The 18,938-nt window shown below is 35.2% G+C and carries 18 protein-coding genes and 1 pseudogene; 3 read left to right on the forward strand and 16 right to left on the reverse strand.

All coding sequences use genetic code 11. The features are described 5' to 3' along the window. Positions 1-5: 5 nt before the first annotated feature. The 12 genes from BKP37_RS02065 to BKP37_RS02120 form a co-directional block, all read right to left on the reverse strand. On the reverse strand, positions 6-1,460 hold the full coding sequence (locus BKP37_RS02065) for a glycoside hydrolase family 32 protein (protein ID WP_071308043.1): 1,455 nt from the start codon (positions 1,458-1,460) through the stop codon (positions 6-8). A gap of 11 nt (positions 1,461-1,471) precedes the next feature. Further along, on the reverse strand, positions 1,472-2,305 hold the full coding sequence (locus tag BKP37_RS02070) for a carbohydrate ABC transporter permease (RefSeq protein WP_071308044.1): 834 nt from the start codon (positions 2,303-2,305) through the stop codon (positions 1,472-1,474). Next, positions 2,302-3,231 carry a carbohydrate ABC transporter permease gene (locus tag BKP37_RS02075; RefSeq protein ID WP_071308045.1) on the reverse strand — a complete coding sequence of 310 codons (930 nt, stop codon included), beginning with the start codon at positions 3,229-3,231 and terminating at the stop codon, positions 2,302-2,304. The genes BKP37_RS02070 and BKP37_RS02075 overlap by 4 nt, the downstream gene beginning before the upstream one ends. A gap of 68 nt (positions 3,232-3,299) precedes the next feature. Next, a complete protein-coding gene (locus BKP37_RS02080; protein ID WP_071308046.1) occupies positions 3,300-4,685 on the reverse strand; it encodes an ABC transporter substrate-binding protein in 1,386 nt (461 codons plus the stop codon). Positions 4,686-5,081: 396 nt separating this feature from the next. Beyond that, on the reverse strand, positions 5,082-6,317 hold the full coding sequence (locus BKP37_RS02085) for an ABC transporter substrate-binding protein (protein WP_071308047.1): 1,236 nt from the start codon (positions 6,315-6,317) through the stop codon (positions 5,082-5,084). A 31-nt stretch (positions 6,318-6,348) separates the two neighbouring features. Then, the gene (locus BKP37_RS02090) at positions 6,349-7,518 is read right to left on the reverse strand and encodes a response regulator transcription factor (RefSeq protein WP_071308048.1); all 1,170 of its coding nucleotides are present in this window, start codon (positions 7,516-7,518) and stop codon (positions 6,349-6,351) included. Next, positions 7,508-9,265 carry a sensor histidine kinase gene (locus BKP37_RS02095; RefSeq protein WP_071308049.1) on the reverse strand — a complete coding sequence of 586 codons (1,758 nt, stop codon included), beginning with the start codon at positions 9,263-9,265 and terminating at the stop codon, positions 7,508-7,510. The genes BKP37_RS02090 and BKP37_RS02095 overlap by 11 nt, the downstream gene beginning before the upstream one ends. 428 nt (positions 9,266-9,693) lie before the next feature. Beyond that, positions 9,694-10,494, reverse strand: a complete 801-nt coding sequence (phnE, locus tag BKP37_RS02100) for a phosphonate ABC transporter, permease protein PhnE (protein WP_071308050.1) — start codon at positions 10,492-10,494, stop codon at positions 9,694-9,696. Beyond that, positions 10,491-11,336, reverse strand: coding sequence for a phosphonate ABC transporter, permease protein PhnE (gene phnE, locus BKP37_RS02105; RefSeq protein ID WP_084034505.1), 846 nt, complete (start codon positions 11,334-11,336; stop codon positions 10,491-10,493). The genes phnE (BKP37_RS02100) and phnE (BKP37_RS02105) overlap by 4 nt, the downstream gene beginning before the upstream one ends. A gap of 16 nt (positions 11,337-11,352) precedes the next feature. Next, positions 11,353-12,102: a phosphonate ABC transporter ATP-binding protein gene (phnC, locus tag BKP37_RS02110; protein ID WP_071308051.1), complete on the reverse strand. Its 750-nt coding sequence runs from the start codon at positions 12,100-12,102 to the stop codon at positions 11,353-11,355. Between the two features lie 72 nt (positions 12,103-12,174). Continuing rightward, positions 12,175-13,164 carry a phosphate/phosphite/phosphonate ABC transporter substrate-binding protein gene (locus BKP37_RS02115; protein WP_071308052.1) on the reverse strand — a complete coding sequence of 330 codons (990 nt, stop codon included), beginning with the start codon at positions 13,162-13,164 and terminating at the stop codon, positions 12,175-12,177. Between the two features lie 368 nt (positions 13,165-13,532). After that, positions 13,533-14,687: a hypothetical protein gene (locus BKP37_RS02120; protein WP_071308053.1), complete on the reverse strand. Its 1,155-nt coding sequence runs from the start codon at positions 14,685-14,687 to the stop codon at positions 13,533-13,535. 240 nt (positions 14,688-14,927) lie between these two features. Here BKP37_RS02120 and BKP37_RS02130 point away from each other — a divergent pair, with 240 nt between their 5' ends. The 3 genes from BKP37_RS02130 to BKP37_RS02145 all read left to right on the forward strand — a co-directional run bounded on the left by BKP37_RS02130 (position 14,928) and on the right by BKP37_RS02145 (position 17,197). Next, positions 14,928-15,230 carry a VanZ family protein gene (locus tag BKP37_RS02130; RefSeq protein WP_084034506.1) on the forward strand — a complete coding sequence of 101 codons (303 nt, stop codon included), beginning with the start codon at positions 14,928-14,930 and terminating at the stop codon, positions 15,228-15,230. A 447-nt stretch (positions 15,231-15,677) separates the two neighbouring features. Next, positions 15,678-16,016, forward strand: a complete 339-nt coding sequence (locus BKP37_RS02140) for a PadR family transcriptional regulator (RefSeq protein WP_071308057.1) — start codon at positions 15,678-15,680, stop codon at positions 16,014-16,016. Continuing rightward, the gene (locus BKP37_RS02145) at positions 16,013-17,197 is read left to right on the forward strand and encodes a DUF2812 domain-containing protein (protein ID WP_071308058.1); all 1,185 of its coding nucleotides are present in this window, start codon (positions 16,013-16,015) and stop codon (positions 17,195-17,197) included. Before BKP37_RS02140 ends, BKP37_RS02145 begins: the two co-directional genes overlap by 4 nt. Positions 17,198-17,306: 109 nt before the next feature. Here BKP37_RS02145 and BKP37_RS19025 read toward each other — a convergent pair whose 3' ends face one another. From BKP37_RS19025 to BKP37_RS02160, 4 genes and pseudogenes are all read right to left on the reverse strand, one after another. After that, the gene (locus BKP37_RS19025) at positions 17,307-17,825 is read right to left on the reverse strand and encodes a recombinase zinc ribbon domain-containing protein (protein WP_211271412.1); all 519 of its coding nucleotides are present in this window, start codon (positions 17,823-17,825) and stop codon (positions 17,307-17,309) included. Continuing rightward, on the reverse strand, positions 17,726-18,097 hold the full coding sequence (locus BKP37_RS20905) for a recombinase family protein (protein ID WP_425424970.1): 372 nt from the start codon (positions 18,095-18,097) through the stop codon (positions 17,726-17,728). Before BKP37_RS20905 ends, BKP37_RS19025 begins: the two co-directional genes overlap by 100 nt. After that, a pseudogene (locus BKP37_RS19030) lies at positions 18,097-18,338 on the reverse strand (ATP-binding protein); the annotation flags it as partial. The gene BKP37_RS20905 and the pseudogene BKP37_RS19030, both read right to left, overlap by 1 nt. A gap of 290 nt (positions 18,339-18,628) precedes the next feature. Next, on the reverse strand, positions 18,629-18,823 hold the full coding sequence (locus BKP37_RS02160) for a hypothetical protein (protein ID WP_071308061.1): 195 nt from the start codon (positions 18,821-18,823) through the stop codon (positions 18,629-18,631). Positions 18,824-18,938 lie beyond the last annotated feature (115 nt).

Raw genomic sequence — 18,938 nt, forward strand, 5'->3', positions numbered from 1 at the left:
CTAAATCATCCAGAACGAAATTCCCCATAAATAATTTGTTTCAATTCCACCTGTTCTCTTCCATAAATAGAAATATTTTTCCCTTTATCCTGATCATACGAAGTAAAGCTCACTACCTTTTCTCCAGAGTTAATAAATAACTCAATGGAATGAAGATCCATGAGGAATTCTAACGTCATGTCTTCTTTTTCATTGCTGAAATCACTAATGTTGATGCGGTCCTTACTACCATAATCAGATGAAAATGATATTCTATTGTTCTCTACATCTATTTCTATACAAGTAGACTTCGCTTCATTTTTATTAAGTTCAACACTAAAGCGTTTCGTATTGGAAGTAGGTACACTAATATGCAAATACCCAACATCCTTATTTTTAATTTCGAATGTTTCTTCTACCCCTAATTGAACTCTTTCTTCTTTAATCGAAGGCTTGAAATACTTCTCTTTATCAATGAAAGGCTGTTGGATTAGTTTTTCACCTTCTATACTTAATTGCCTTGGCAATGACATCATTCCATTAAATCCATATTCCTTTGGCGGTGTTGTTTGATGCCACCGGTGCATCCACCCTATCAACAACCTTTCTCCGTTTTTTCCTTCGGTTGACTGAGGAGCATAAAATGTATATCCGTAATCAAGAAGTCCTCGATTTTCAGCATGAAAGATTCCTTTTTCATAATCCATTTCCCCGATCACATAGATCGTATTTTGGATCACTTCTTCTTTATATTCAGGATCACAAGGCATGACAGAAAAGATTAACACATCTTTATCATCGATACGAAATAAATCTGGGCACTCTAAAAGGGTATTTTCTTCTAAGTGTGTTTGGTAAATAGAAGAATGAAAGGTCCAATCTAGTAGATTGTTTGACTTGAACATGATAATTTCGCCACGTCTCTGTTCGTTTCTTACCGCCAACACACAATAATAAACACCGTTTACTTCAATCACTTTGGGATCTCTAAAATCACAAATCATATATCCTTCAGGTAATTCTTTATCACCAATAACAGGGTTATTTAGATACTTTTCAAATTCAATTCCATCTTCAGAGAACGCAACACATTGCTGTTCAATAATTTGTGTTTCATCGCGATCAAAACCCAGATTAGGGTCAATGTGACCAGTATACATTAAGTATAACTTTCCGTCCTTTTCAATAGCACTTCCAGAAAAGCAGCCATTAGCATCATATATTTTATCATTTGCCATTGCGACAGGCTGATAATTCCAATGAATAAAATTATTCGTTGTGGCATGACCCCAGTGCATGTCGTTCCAAACAACATCATAAGGATAATACTGATAAAACAGATGATATTCCCCTTGATAAAAAGTAAATCCATTCGGATCATTCATCCAACCAACTTCAGGGGTAAAATGAAAATATGGTCGACTTGTAACCTTTTCTTTATTCTTTTTAATAAATTCATTTGCTTTTTCTAATTTATTCATAATACTCCTCTCTATTTGATGCCGCTTCGCATCGAACCATCAACAATGTATTTTTGGAAGATAATAAACAGAACAACAATCGGGATCGTGACAATCGTTAATGCAGCCATAATATGACTTGTAAAAATATTATACGTATCGCTAAAGATCGCATTTAAAGCAACTTGAATTGGCATTAATTGTGCATTCGAAAGCGCCATAACCGGCCATAAGAAATCATTCCAAGAAGCTAAGAATGTTAAAATCCCCACTGTGATGTACATATTTAAACTTGCAGGAACGACGATTCGAAAGAAACATCCAATCTCACCTAATCCATCCATTTTTCCTGATTCGATCAATTCACCTGGAAATGATAGAAAGTGCTGTCTAAATAAAAATATGTTCATCACGTTAATAAAAAACGGAAGTAAATAACCTGGAACCGTATTAATCATTCCCATTTCATTCACAACTAAAAATAAAGGAAGAATAGTTGCCTCAATTGGGACAATCATGAGGGCAATAATAAAAATTAAAATGGCATCTTTAAATGGAAAAATAAATCTTGCAAGAGCATATCCAGCTAATGAGTTAATAGTTAACCCGAATACAACTGTAATAGAAGCATAGATTAAACTATTTAACAAATTTCCAAAGATATTGTAGTAGCCTAACAATTCGAAATAGGATTTAAGTGATAAATCAGAAAATCTAGGAATCACTGCAAAGATTGTACCTACATCCTTGTAGATGACCTCATCTATTTTAAATGAGGATAGAATCATCCAAACGAGAGGAACAAGGAATTGTAGCGCTAGCATAATGGCCAATAGATAAAATAATGTTTTCTTTACGATCTTCATGCTGCCCGCTCCTCTCTAAATAACTTTTTAATTACAATAGACACAATAACTAAGAAAATTGTAAACATTAAGGTAATCGCACTTGCATAGCCAATATTTCTGTGACGGAATCCGTATTCGTAAATATATTGTAAAATTGTCATAGTTGAATAATCTGGTCCCCCACCTGTCATAACCATTGGTTGCACAATTAGTTTAAATGCTTGAATTGTAGTTGTAATGACAAGGAACATCATGATCGGTTTTAACGAAGGCAGTGTAATATACAAAAATTTATGCATGACGTTTGCACCATCAATGTCTGCTGCTTCATATAAACTAGAATCAATGTTTTTTAAACCCGCTAAAAAAATCATCATTTGATATCCACAACCAGACCAAGCTGAAATGGCTACAATTGTATACATCGCTTGCTCAGAACTTGTAAGAAATGGTTGTTTCGGTAGACCAATATTGGAAAGTATTTGATTGATCAATCCAGAAGTAGGATTTAACATTACTGTCCATAGGATCGAAATAACAACTAAAGATAAAACAGCTGGTGCAAAATAAGCGGTTCTAAAAAAGCTATTTCCTCTAATTCTTTTATTAACAATCATAGCTAATCCGAGAGCCATTGAAAGTTGAAGTGGTACAACAAACAAAACAAATTTAAACGTGTTATAAAAACTTTTGATTAACACTTCATCCGACAACATTCGTCTAAAGTTGTCCAGCCCATTAAATTGTTTATCATTTGGCTTTAATAAATAATAATCGGTAAATCCATACGTAAATGCTAATATAATCGGTAATACAATAAAGAGAATCGCCAATACCATCGCAGGAGTTAAAAATCCAAATGCTGATAAAGTATCATTTCGTCTTTTAGAGTATTCATTTAGATTTCTCACTTTGACATATCGTTTAAGATTTAGATTTCCCACTGTTTCACATCCTTTATCCTTTGCATAAGAGGTGAGACAAAGGCCTCACCTCTTTTTACGTCTATAGACTATTTACGGTACTTCTCAAATTCTCTATCAATTTTGTTAACCGCATCATCTAAGTAACCTTTAATAGTCTCAGGATCTGTTGCTTTATTTTGAGCAATCCTTAAAATGACATCTCTTGCAAATGTTTCAGATAAATATGGATATCCTGGTGATACCGGACGAGACTTATTTGTATTTTGTACTTGGTACTTCAATACCGTCCATGCCTCATTATGGTATTCACTTTCAGTATTCGTATCAATTACCTCAATAGAATTAATTCTCCCTGGAATAGCACCATTTGCATGGAAATATTCTTTATGTGCTTCGTCATTATTAAGCCACTCCATAACCTCTATCGTCTGCTTAATACGTTCTTCATCTTCCACTTGACCACTTCTAACAAATGCCCAACTTCCAGATGGCGTATATAAACCATCAAAATTTTCACTCATTTTTGGATAACGAACAGTTTTAAATTTAAGGCTCGGATAATTATTGACAAGGTCGCTGATATACCAGAAACCACTTACAGATAAGGCTGATTTACCTGTATGAAATGTTTTTTCTGATTCTGATGCATTCGCAAGTGGTGTTTCTTCAAACAATTGTGCATATTTCGTTAAAGCTTCCACACTTTTTTCACTATTCAACACACCATCTACTGTTAGGCCATCTTCAGCAATAATGTTTGTGTCATTCCCCCAAAGTAAAGGTGTGAAATAGTATGTTCCCAATTCATACGCACCTGCAGGAATGTCTGTTAACAATAGACTAACGGCAATTTCATAATTCTCAAAAGATGGATCGTCTGTTACTTTGGCAAAATCATCTATTTTTCGAGCTAGAGTCAAGAATTGATCCCATGTCCAATCTTCATCAACAGCTGGCACCATCGCTTTAACATCATCTGGTAAAGCATTAATCATGTCTTCATTGTACATTACTGCTACACCAGAATCTTGGTAACCCATCGCATAAAACGTTCCATCAATCGTTCCTTGATCGATCATCGCTTCAGTGAAGCCCTCTTTAAATCCTGGTGTCATATAACTATCTAATTCACCTAAGATTCCTGCATCAACGTAAGCGGCTACATCCGGTCCGTCAAGCGTAAAAATATCAGGTACATTTCTAGAGGTAATCGCTGCATTTAACTTATCAATATAACCGGAACCAGCCCCAGCTCTTGTAATGTTTTCAATCTCTACTTGAAGCTTGTCTGGATTTTCCTCGTTATATCGCTCTATCCGTTCAGCAAACATTCTACCCTCTGGGTGATCTGCTGATGCTTGTGTCCAAATGACAATTTTTTCATTTGACCCTTTTGAAGCCTGATTTGAACCACAACCTATTAATGAAAATATTAAACCTAACCCTAAGACTAAATATGCTATTTTTTTCATATTTTCATTGACCCTCCTCATGTATTATTTTTCTAAAAGAACTTTTTTTGCGTGTTTTGACCGTTCCCTCCTCTTTTGTTTCAACTTCTTTACAAGTTTATTATAATTCTATTGAAGCGCTTTCAAAACGTGGTATATCTTTGATTTATGTTTAAATTTTTATTATTTTAATGCTGAATCTCTCACCATTAAAAATCCTCGCCACTAGAATATTAAGTCTAGTTACGTCGAATGATGTGGCTCGTTTTTGGTATTATAAAATTCACTCATTTAGATAGAATCTTTTTTCTTCAGTAAGTACCTTGCATCTATACTTTCAATAACTCATTTTCCAAAAATTAAAAATCCCCCATTAATGATGGAGGATTTTAATGAAAAAACAATTATTTATTACTTCTAATTCATCTGTCTATATTTCTCAAACATTTTCTCCAAACTTTCAAGATAGCTATAAATATCACGATCTAGAAAGAATTGTTGTGAAATTCTTCTGAAGTCATCTTCAGCAGCTGTGCCTCCTACCCAGTAGTGGTTTGGCCAATTTACAGTTTTCCCTATTAAAACATGAGCTGCTAAATGCCTTACTTCTTTTTTGTTCATCATCACACCTTTTACAGCACTAATATTTCCTTCATAATCAGAGAATCGTTGTGCATTTTCTTTTTTTAGAAGAAACTCTAAAAATCTTTTTGCTTCATCAGGATATTTCGTATCCGCTGAAATTGAAAATCCGCCATCAACACCGCCAAGTACGTTGTTCTTGTCAATATCATTCATAACTGGAAATGGAAAAATACCATAGTTTATTTGTGGATTTAATTTTTCGATTCTTGGAAGCATCCAGACTCCCTCAATAAACATGGCGCCCTCACCATTAACAAATGCTTGAATGACTGCATCGGAGTCATAGTTAAATGAGTTGGGCTGAGCAAACTCTAACACTTGTAACATTTTTTTGGAAAGGTCTATCCACTTTTGATCATTTTTGATTTTAATTTTACCTCTATTCAATTGATCCCAATAATCAACCTCAAATTGATTGGCAATAAAGTTTAAATTAAATACGCTAATACTTTGAAGTTCTTTATTACCTAATAAAAACGGCTGCTTACCTGTTAATTTTAACTTCTCTAATGTTTCTAAAAAATGATCCCATGTTTTAGGAATTTCGAGCTCTAATTCCTTAAATATGTCCGTGTTATAAATCACTCCAACTGCGTTTTGTGACAACGCTACTCCATACATCCGTCCATCAATTGTATAACGTTCTTGAATATCAGGTTCTACATAACGTATAAAATCTTCATCTGTAAGATCTAAAAGATATCCATTTTTAGCACGCACTAGATAATCTTGCTCAATCGGGTAGTTTATAAAAATATCTGGAACATCGCCACGTGCAATACGTGTCTTTAAAACGGCCATGCCATCTGGAACATTCACTTGTTGAATTTCAATATCGGGGTTTTGCATTTCAAATTCTTTAATCATTTCATTAAAAAATTCAACTGTTTCTGGTTTTGCCTGAAAAAATTCAATTTGCTTTTTTTCAGCTTCTAAAAGGACTTCTTCCTTTGCAGAACAAGCACTCAAAATAACAAGCAAAAAATAAATCATGTTTTTAGTTTTCATTTTGAGCCCCCCTTTTCATATAAAGAGAATATCAATCGCTAGTTCGATATTGACTTGGTGTAACATGCATACGCTTTTTAAACACCTGACTAAAATATCGTTGGTCACTATAACCTACCATATTAGCAATCTCATAAGTTTTTAAATCAGTTGTTTTTAAAAGTACACACGCATGTTCCATTCTTAGATTTGTTAAATATTCTAAAAAGGTCACTCCTGTTTTTTGCTTGAATAAAACGCTAAAATAACTCACGCTTAAATCGACTACTTCACATACAGCTTCTATACCAATCTCCTTTGTGAAATTTTCCTGTAAGTATGACTTTGCTTTTTTAATCGCTGCATCAGGAGAGTATTTAGTACGATACTCATTTTTTATATCCTCTTCTGAAACTAGATTCATTTTTAAGAAAGTTGCAGATTCAAGTAATTTACAAGTCGTTTGAAATGAGACAGTGAGACCATTCATCCCAATACCCCCTTTTCCTACTGCTATTTTCATATGTGCATTTATCTGCTCAATTAACTTCTGCATAGCTGATTTAACCGTAGTTGTAAAATTAATATCCTCTTTGGAATGAGTATAAACAATGACATATCGAGAACTCTCAAACTTATAGAAAAATAAATCTGAGAAATGGTCTTCTCTTTCTTTCTTTATCCACTCCCTCAACTGTTGTTCATCACTTGCTGAAGTTTTATTTAATTGTAAAGCTACAATTAAATAATGATAATCGTCAATGCTAGGACTAGAGTTATCTTTCCCAATTGTTAGAGCTTCATAGATCAGATGTTTCCGGTATTCATATTCTTTTTTCTTAACATCTTCAAATTTAACAATGACTCTTTGTAAACATTTTTCTAACTCTTCATGATCAATTGGCTTCAAAATATAATCAAAGGCATTATTTTGTAGCCCTTCCCTAGCATACTTAAATTCATTGTGTCCACTTAAGAGAATGACTTCTGGCCTTACCTGAAGTGTTTGTACTTTTTTTAATAATTCAAGGCCAGTCATTTCTGGCATACAAATGTCAGTTATGACAATTTCCGGATGAATATCATGAATAAGAGAATACGCATCTTGTCCATCATTAGCCGTTCCTACAATCTGACAATTAAAAGCTTTCCAATCAATAATCTTACTTATACTTTTAAGAATGAGCGATTCATCATCAACTAGTACCACTTTATAGGTCATCTCTTTCACCCTCACTTAGCGGAAATGTAAGTTTCATCGTTGTTCCTCTGTTCTCCTCCGAACAAATCATGATCCCGTAACGTTCACCATAATAAAGCTTTATACGTTCTTGAACATTCATCACTCCACAACCAATTTTCTGACTTGATGTTTTGCTACCTTGTTTGTATTCGTTAAAAAACCTAAGAACATCGTTAGTTATTCCCACTCCATTATCTTCAATAAAGAAGAAACCTTTGTTACTTGAGATACCACCACGAATCTTTATAACACCATCAGTTTTGTTACGGTGGAAGGCATGGATTAAAATATTTTCAACTAACGGCTGTAGAACAAGCTTCAATATAAAATAATGTTCTAACTGTTTATCAATCTCAATTTCAAACCTAAACCGTTCATCAAAACGAACCTTCTGAATTTCCATATAACTAATTACATGACGTACTTCATCACTGACTGTAACTTTGTCATCAGTATTTATACTAATGCGAAGTAGCTTTCCAAGATTAATTGTCATTTTACTAATATCTCTGCTGCCATGTAACACTGCCATAGAATTAATAGATTCTAATGTATTATATAAAAAATGTGGATTAATTTGATTTTGTAACACTTTAAATTCAGCTTTTCTTTTTCGTTCCTGCTCGTTATTAACTCGTATTAATAAAGTTGATATTTCCTCAACCATTCGATTAAAACCTTTTGCTAAATGATTTAACTCCATTATAGCAAACGCTTTCATTCTTGTTGTTAATTGCCCATTTTCTACTTGTTTCATTTTAGATTGAAATTCAGTAATAAAATAAATAATTCTATTCAAGAATAACTGTTTAAAGCAAATAGCAAACACTGTAACAAAAATAACTAAAAAAATAGTCACCTGTCGAATAAACTTTGTCTCATTTGTTATAAAGCTCCATGGCTTAACCGAAATAAGAAAAAAATTAGAAGACTCAAACTCATTAAAAGTTACGGGGATAAATGTGATTAAACTCTTCTCTTGTTCCCAATCGTCAACGAAGAAACCTGCTTGTTTGAACATTATTTTTTCTGGGAGAGGAACTGTTTCACCAATCAATTGGTGGTTACGGTTATAGACAATCTCACCTTTATCATTTACGATCATTTCCTGTGAATTAGGATGCTGAAGTCTCTTAAACACTTCATCGAAACGATCTAGCTTCACATCAAGTATGAGATAACCGATATCACGAAGAGTATGAATATCCTTAATGACACGACCTTGTGAAAAAATAGGTTGGTCAATATTTACAAACTTATCACTTTCAACAGTTGATATCCAAACAGGCCGTCCTTCTTCTTCAACCATCATATTGTAAAACTCAGATTCTAGAAATTGGCCATATGATGGTGTTTGTGTTTTTTTAAAGCTATAAACTTGTCCAATAGCACTATAAAGAACTAAATCGTCAAGTTTAGATTGACCATAAAGAAGTCCTGCAATGGCTTGGCCTTTGTTATAAAAATCGAGCAATGACTGTTCATCATTATATTTAATAAAGTCTTGAACCTCTCGAGAAGAGATTATGTAATTTGATAGAGTATTAACTTCAGACATAACCATTTGTATATTTAAATCAATCGCTTCTAATGTATATAATGTCTCATCTCCTACTTTATTCTTTAACGTTGATGATGTGACATGATACGAAACAAAGCCTAAAATGAATATTGGAACTAATATGAAAAACAAAAATGCAATGAGAATTTTATTTTGAAGTCTCACAAAAACACCCATTTTTCTAAAAATTTTTATTATAAAAATAGTAGCATATCGTGTTAAACAAGTATACATGTTATTCTATTAACAATGTGTAAAAAGGGTAGGGGAGGTTGTAATGAAATGCATTTGGCAAAGGGAAGAAGAAAAGATATTGTTTCGAAAGATAGAGTATTATTCATTAGAATTTTCTACCTATTTCTCAATTATAATCACATTTTTTACATGAGGTATTTTTTTGATTAATGTTTAAATTTTTATTATTGTCCTATATTAGCAGCATTCCGGGACGTATAAGCACTCCAAGAAATGCTTTTAACCTTCGAGCCGTTCTTCATTCAACGCTTTTACATGCCGTTTTATTTATATCGTACATAAAATCGTTTTAAGTAAGGTGAAAAAGGACAAGGTGCCTCTCCCCTTTGTCCCTGAGTTTATTCCATTGCTTTGGCTGTTGCTAAGTCTGCTCTTTCTTTTAAAAATCTTGTTAGCAGTTCTGCTAGCAAAATCATTCCAAAAATGACTAATGTAATTCCTAGTACTTGATCATAGGCAGCAATACGTGATGCTCTAACTAGCTCCCAACCAATCCCACCAGCTCCAACAACACCAAGAACTGCTGAATAACGAATGTTAATATCAAAGCGGAAGATAGACCAAGAGATAAATATACTCATAATACTAGGAATAATTCCTTGCATAACTATTTGAAATTTTGAGGCACCAGTAGCCCTCAAAGCATCAATCAAGCCAGTATCCATTTCTTCAATTGCTTCTGAATATACTTTTATCAACATACCAATACTATTAATAGCCAACGCTAAAATACCAGGAGTTGGTCCAAGCCCAATTGCTATTATAAATAGTAGAGCCCAAATTAATGCTGGAACTGCACGAACAAATGCACCAAAAGCTTTTAAAGCATAACTTATGCTAATATGTGGAGTTAGATTTTTGGCTGCGAACATTGCTAGAGCAATTGAAAAAATAATTCCCCATAATGTTCCCATAATAGCTATTTGCAAAGACTCAATAGCTGCACCTGCTAAATCTATCGGTTCATTTACTACAGGAGGAAACATGCCAAGTAGTAAACCCTCAACTCTAGAAAAAGCCTGAAATATTCTTTCGTCTAAAATACCAACTTGAAGTAAGCTAAAAATAAAAAACACAAACAATAGCCAAACGATCATTTGATTTGTTGTTTGTTTTTTCTTGTTTATTAACTGATTCATAATAATCGTTCCCTCACTTTTGCCGTCGTAAATTCAACGATTAAAATTAAGAAGAAAATCATTGCAATTCCAACAGAAGCTTTATTATATTGGAACAAATTTATATGACCTTGTAATGTGTATCCTATCCCACCAGCGCCAATTAAACCTAGGACTGCTGCTTCACGAATATTTAAGTCCATTTTGTATAAAGACCAAGCAACAAACCCAGTCTTAAATTGTGGCCAAACTCCTTGACCCATTACTTGAAACCAAGAAGCACCAGTAGCCCTTACAGCATCAACCTGACCTTGGTCAATTTCTTCTAAAACATCAGGAAATGCTTTCCCAAGAATTCCAACTCCAGATATACCTAACGCAAGTGTTCCTGATAAGGTACCTAACCCAAACGCAACCACTAGTATAATCGCCAAAATTAGAGCTGGGGTTGCCCGAATAAATGCTACAATTGACCGACTAACTAATGCAACCAATGGGTGAAGAGTTGTATTTTTTGCAGCCATAAACCCAAAGAAAATCGATAATACAACAGAGAAAACCATACCTACAAAACTCATATAAATCGTCTGCAAAGCAGGTTGTATATAACTGCCAATAGCGGAAATATCGGGTGGCAGTAAGTCAGTAAAAATAAAGACAGCCATGTTTGTTGTCCCTTTATAAAGGAAAGAAAGGTTAAAATTCGTTCCCGTCCAACCCCAAACTATCATTGCAATGATGATAGCCCAGATAAATAACTGATTCTTAAATAAGATTTTTTTCCTACGCATTAATTCAGCGTACATATCTTTTCTTGGTTCCTCTACCAAAGGAGTTATTATTTTTTCTGCCGGTGTCCCCATGTCTTTCCCTCCTCCACTATTTGTTATAATAAAGATAATTAATAATTCCGTCGGTTAGTTCTTTTGGTGAGCCATCAAAGATTACTTCTCCTGCTTTAATACCAATAATTCGATTTGCAAATTTTTTTGCAAAGTCTACTTGGTGTAAGTTAACAATCGAAGTTAATCCATCTTCTTCACAAACAGTCTTTAAATAATTCATTACGTTCTCAGATGAGGATGGATCTAAACTAGCAATTGGTTCATCTGCAAGTAACAAAGAGGGCGACTGAGCAATGGCCCTCGCAATACCAACTCGCTGTTGTTGACCACCTGATAGTTCGTCGGCACGTTTAAAGGCTTGCTCCTCTAAGCCTACTCTCCTTAAAATATTTAAAGCTTGACGAGTATCTTCTTCAGAGAAACGTCCTAGACCACCTTTAAACGAAGACATATAACCTAACCTTCCATGTAAAACATTTTGGTAAGTAGGTGAACGTTTAATTAAATTAAAATGTTGAAAAACCATCCCTATTTGTCGGCGAATAAGTCGAAGTTTTTTCCCTTTTGCCTTACAAACTTCCTCCCCTTCGAACATGATTGTTCCCTCTGTCGGCTTGTTAAGCAAGTTAATTGAGCGCATAAATGTACTTTTACCTGCACCACTCGGGCCGATGATTGATACTAATTCACCTTTACGAATTGTCAGATTAATATTATTTAAAGCTCTTGTACCATCTGGAAAGGTCATTCCTAAAGAGTTTGTTTGTAATACGATGTCAGACATATTCCTTACACCTCACATAATTATCTTTAACATTATTTAAAGAGAGGAAGGGGGCGTCCCTCCTCATAAGTTCTAGTTTAGTAGATCTTCTGGACTTAACCCAAGTGCTTCAGCCGTTTCCTGAACAACATTGTACACTTCATGACCAACTTCAGCGTAACCACCTAAGTAATCATTTTCTTCTAAGAACTTTTTGCCTTGCTCGTGGTCTTTCATGTCTAAAAATGCTTGTTTTACCTTATCTTTAAATGATTGAGGTAAATCTCCTTGAATGACATACGGTCCCCCTGGAATTGGAGCTGATTCATGGAATACTTTTAGCTGATCAAAGTTTTTATGATCTTTTACTCGATCAAAGACTCTCTCGATACAAGTACTACAAACGCCGGCCGTTTTCACGTCACCATTTAATACTGAATATAAAGACGCTTCATGACTTCCAGAGAAAATAACATCAGAAGGAAAATCATCAACATTATCCATCGTTAATCCTAATTCGTTTATAAGCATTGCCTTTGGAAATAAGTGACCAGATGCAGATGCTGGGTCAGCGTAAGCTAGTGAGTTCCCTTTAATATCTTTTAGACTATTGATCCCATGTTCCTCTAATGTGATCATTTGTGCATAGTAAAAAATGTCATCTAAAGTGCCGCCTTCTTGTCTTATTGGAATTGCAAATGCTTCTCCATTTGCCCTTTCGTGTGCCAATAGATAAGAGAATGGCCCAAACGTCGAACCGTGAATATGACCGTTTGCCATCGCTTCAATTAGCGCTGTATAATTTGCTACATTATAGAGCTCAACATCCATCCCAAAATATTCTTCTAAATATTCAACTAGAGGGTCATAGCGCTTTGCAAGTTCCGCTTGGTCCTCTGTTGGCAACAACCCAAAGATAAATTTATCAGGCCAGTCGCTACGCTCATCGCCACCGCTCACTACATTTTCAGATCCTTCATTAGCTGAACTTACTTCCGGAGTTTTTGATGCACTCTCTCCCCCACAAGCTGTAACAACGACTAATAAAAATGCTAACAACAAACCTAAAAACCATTTCGACATAATCTGTCTCCTTTCTTTCCTATCCCCCAAATATTGTTATTACTTTTCTCATGTTACAGAAAAGATATTAAGTCTGTTTAAAGGGAGTGTTTGTCTTTTATTAACTATATTAAAATTGTAAATAATTACATAAAAGTTAAATGTAACCTGAATTTTAACAATTAATGACAAAAAAGCGATGTAGCAAAGTATTTATTAAAAAAATTCTACACTACATCGATATTTTTCCATTTTTTTAATTTATAAATTCTTAATAATTCTTACAAAAAGTCGACAAAGGGCAGGTCCCACGTCATCAGCAGGATTATCACACTGCATCTCCAAACGCTCTACCACATCTACTAGAGTTCCTTGGTTTTCAGAGTAACCTAACTACTAACCTGCCGTTTTCTGAACAGCTGATATATAAGAAAAACCAACACACCAGATAATATCGCAAATACAGTGAATACGAGAGTTGGATACAGCAGAGGAATTCCAAATACGTTGTAGGCTTTAAAATACGTAAACATACTGGAAACCTGCATTAACTCTGTATAGCTAAAATTAGCTACATATCCCAGTATCCCACGTGTTACTCCAAGCTGCTGGAGCAGAACTGGCACAGCCATTACAACTCCACTGATAAAAAAGGCTAGCATCGTATTTTTCGTAAGAAACGAAAGAAGTAATACAAGAATTCCTACTGCTAAACACGCTAACAACTGCAGACCTAAAATTATCAAGAAAAACTGCCATATCTCGAAGCTATACTGGGATCCGTCGTAGCTTATGAAGGAAAAGGAGTCCAATCCAGAGGATATACCTTGTATTGGTGCATCCCAACCTGCTGCACCACCAAACTTCCATATTTTTAGAATGCTATTCACCAATTGAAGAGACAGGAAAACCGTAACAATATAGGTTATTACAGCCATTATTTTTGCAGAAACAAGCTTTCTTTTTCCATGTTTCGTAGCTAATATTAAATCTGTCGTTCGCTTGGAATATTCCTCTGCAAACACAGGTGTTATGCCAATAAATATCAAAGCAGACAGCAAAAGCACAGAAGTCACTGGCTCTATCAATTCGAACATTCCACGCCATGAGCGAATTAGGTAAAATCCGTGAGTCTCTCCTAACTCCATTAACATATCCCGTTCCTTCAAAGCTTCTCTGTATTCATACGTTCCATTCGCGAATTCCACCAGATGCCCCTCACGCATTCGAATCCGCTCACTCTGTTCTTCTTTTTGCATCGAGGTACTTACTACGAGAAACTGCACATAATCTGTTGCCCTAGACTCAAACGTATTATTCGAGACCGCACCTGCATCAGAAGCATGCATAGTCTCCTTCGCAAGGGAGACCTTCTCCTCCGTTACAGGTCGACCCCATGTTTCTTCAAGCTCCTCAAAAAGTTCTTCCTTCATCGTCATATCCAATGGTAGCGAATTGACATAGACTAGTAAAAGAACAATGATTGCTAAAACAAAATAAATACTCTTTTTCATAAAAATCTTATAACATTCCTGTTTATACACCGTTCCATCCTCCTTCCCTGTTTCAGTTCATAATTTGCTGATTTTTATACATGCGAAATATAAGTAGAACATTCACAGCAGCAACCAACAGGAAGATGGACAGAAGCAAATATGGGTACAATACAGGCTGCCCAAAGACATTGAACGCAACGAACTGGTCAAATCTCATGAGTTCCGCATAGCTAAACTGAATAATATATTGAATGAACTGTTGCTCTAAGCCTAACTGTCGTAACATAAATGCTCCAACAACAATTGCTTTACTCAGTAGGAAATATAATGATGTTTGTTCCTTTCGGTATTTTTGCACCATTATTGTTCAAACCTGCTCGTAATTTCTTTGGAATTTTGGGTTTGGGCTTTGCATTTTCTTTAACAATTGAACTAACCCAAGCAATTTTTACTACTACTCGAAGCGGAACTGTTGATGATTTATTTTTTAATACATTTGGAGCAGTAATTGGGTTCATTTTATTTTTAGTATTAAAAGTTTTAAGTAAGAATGTGAGTTTTCTGTATAAGTTTTTTTATACAGAAAACTAGGAACCTTGTGAAAAGATATACTTACACTAACGCAATCTTTAGTGAAACAGCAGGAACTGTAAAAGAATGGTTGTTCCTGTTATTTTATTTTATAGAACTGGGCATGAAGGAGTTGTGCAACTGGTTGCGTTTTCATCGTGGAAAGCGAAAATCATTTTGTATTTTGCCATGGGGGAAAATCACAGAGGTGAACTGTTACAACAATTCGGAAAACATACCACTAGAAAAGGATATATGCTGATAAAGTTGCAAATTTATGAGAATGTGTTAAAAGAACCACCCGTTAGGTTGCGTCTTTACAATAAAACTAATTTAAATTCCTGATCCCCACGGCGTTATTGTTTTGGCGCTGTAGAAATCAGGAATTTTTTTGTAGCTAGCATGTCACGATGTGATATACTCATGTTATGATATATATCACATCGTGACATAAAAAGGAGGAAGGATATGACCGCACATACTGATAAAGTAATCAAAAAATACGTGCCCATGTCCGAAACAGCTTTTTATATTTTATTAAGTCTGTTTAAACAACCGCAGCACGGTTATGGGATCGTAAAATATGTGGAGGATATTACATCAGGTCGATTGAAGCTTGGTTCAGGTACAGTCTACGGGACGATTACGAAAATGCTGAAAGACCATTTAATCGTAGTTTATGCCAACGAAGAGCGGAAAAAAACGTATGAGATTACTGAGCTGGGTAAAGTGGTGATTGAACGGGAAATGACCCGACTTGAAGAGTTGTATACGAATGCTATTGCACACCGGGGGGATAAGAAATGAGTGAAAAATCTATTTGGAAACCATTTTGGAGTTTTCACATTCAGAGCACGGAGCATTGGATTGGAGAGATGGCAAAAAAGGGATACACTCTTTCTCGTTTTCAACCTAAATTAAGCCGTTTTATATTTACAGAGGAAGCGTCATCTCATGAAACATTTTCTATATCTTTTGATCGTAGTCGGCAGCACCCTCTCCCCAAAGCGCTTGAGGTAGACGATTGGGAAGTCGTGAATAAACAAGGGAAATGGGCGGTTTATGGTAATCCTAAGCAAAAAGAAGAAGTAAAAACGTCCATTGTTCGAGATAATTTAGAATCAAGAAATAGCAAAATCGCAATGTTTTGGTGGATTTACTTCATCTACATCACTTTCTCTATTGCTTTGCAGGTTGGGTTGTTACTGCCTCTCTATTTGAGCAGCGAGTCGGTTACTGTAACCCGCGTCGATAGTCCGATGTGGATCTTCACGTATATCATGTTTGCCGGTCAGATCGTTGTGACACTGATAGGGATTTATTCTGTCATTACGCTCAAAAAAGAATCAAGGCGTTTATCTGAGGAGAACACTCAATCTCAATTATTGGTCGATTTTGAAGAGAAACAAACAGATCTATCAGGCGAACGACTAAACAAGTTTAAATTTGGCTGGATGTATGCTCCAGACAAACTTGAAAGCTGGCTAGAAGAGAAAGAAAAGTCGGGCTGGCATCTTACCAACGTCCATAAAGGGGGATTTAAGTTCCGGTTTGAGAAATCGGACACGAAGTTATATGCATACAACGTCCTTTTTGAAGGGAGAGCTGATAGTAACGCTCATGCTTTTCACAGGGAAGCAGGATGGGAGCGAGTGTACGTCTCAGGTAGTTCCTGGACACAATGGTCGGTCTGGCGGCAAGCCTACTCAGATGAAACGGAAAAACTTAAGATCAATGACGATCGTGAGAGCAAGCAACGGGCAGCGATACGTGTGGCAAAAATTTATACATTGATGTTTGCGCCTCTAATACTTATATTCGGTTTTAACTTCTTTTCATTTATGCTTCCAAATGTATTGGAACAAGGCTATTTTTCAATATCTGAAATTGAACGTTTCAACACAACTGTTTATCCTCTCGTCATGTTCATATTTTTAATAAATATTCTACGAGCATGGGCTTATTATTTTAGAGTAAGAGGTCAATAGAATGGGATTGAGGATCAATAAATCATGAAATAAACAATTAGAAATATCGAACGGATAGCGTTTAGTGCAGGAAGCAACTTAGGCTTGGAGTCATTTCCAAGCCCTTTTCCTATTTGTCAATTTCACATTCAATTTCTGTTCCATCAAGCAACCTTACGATTACTTGTTCTTCTTTAAACACCGTCATTTTTTCAACAAATGCAAAGAATAAGTTTGCCTCGAACTGTGTGGTTGGCTTGGCTTTCGTTATGATCTCAATAAACTGTTTTGCTTTATATTTTTCTAGTAGATTCTCACTACTAAGCTTTTCTCGCCATTTTTGCGTAAAGTAGTCTTTGTTTTCTAAAATGGGGTTGAATACGTTAATAAAGATTTGGTATAAAACTTCATCGTTGATGTGCGTGTTGTCGCAACCCTTTTTGCCTTTCTCTACATATCTTTTGTTGCATCTCCAAACTCTCTGCCTAAACCTTTCATCATTTGAATTCCAAACCTTTCTGTCATATTCACCCCCACAATCTCCGCATATCACTTTACTTGCAAAGGGGTTATCATCCATTCCATAGTCCACTCTTTTAAATCCGTGTTTTTCTGCAAAAGATTTTTTCCTTTCCATTTCAAGCTGCACTGCTTCCCACATCTCTTTATCAATAATGGATGGGGGGGTGTCTTCAACATAATACCTTGGAATTGTCCGGTATTGGCTACTCGTTTTTTTGTTAAATAATCGACTGTGTAGGTCTTTTGCAAAAGGGCATCGCCTTTGTATTTTTCGTTTTTTAACATATTCATGATGCTACCTTCATACCATTTTGTTTTCCCGTTCCAGTTTGGTCCCTCTGATTCAAGTTCCCTTGCAATTCGATTTGGTCCTTTTCCATTCAAATAATCGGGAAAAATTACTTATCAGATGGTTCTAAGTGATTCTTAATTCTATAAGAAGGACCAACAATATTATTTACTGATGCGTGATGTAGAACGCGATCTAAAATGGCATTTGCTAATTTAGTATCCCGGAACACTCCGCCCCACTCTTTAAAGCTTATATTAGTCAAATAAGTTCATTACATTTGATAAAGTAGGTACTTGTCCGCTTTTTAGCAGCTGCGATACCTATTGAAGTTGCCAAATGTGTTTTACCATTATGAAAAGCTTTCCATAATGGTAAAACATACTTCGATTTTCACCTAAAATCCATTAAACCCATTCCCAACAGCTACTTTAACTCTATCAACGCGACTGTCTCCACGTGTCCAGAGTGTATGTGGCAACACACACGGGGGGCTGGTGAGGTTTACGCATTAACAAGCATAGCTTCTAATTTTTTATATTGTTCTTCAGTAATGTCCCAAAGCTAGTTAATTCATTAGATTTAAACCCAGGAACAACCCTTATAATTTCATTATAACAGCAGGGGAATTATCTTCTATTCTATAAATTTTTTATTGGTAGCCGCAATAGATGTTGAGATTCAGATTTATTTTCGAAGAATTCCCCAACAACATAAATAAGTATCTTACCACCTATAGTGAAATTACCATTTTTATATTTTTTATTAAAGCCAACATCAAAATCTTGATCTTCTCTCCCAAACCAATTCTTGTAAACATTGTGCTGATACTTCAATCTTATCTCCCCCTTTAGATATACTAGAATAAGTATGATTTTGATATTGTCAAATGTTTTACTTAAATTAAATGGTAGCGAGTGTTTAATAAGAACACTCGCTTCCAATGATGGG

Source organism: Anaerobacillus alkalilacustris (assembly GCF_001866005.1).
GTDB lineage: Bacteria > Bacillota > Bacilli > Bacillales > Anaerobacillaceae > Anaerobacillus > Anaerobacillus alkalilacustris.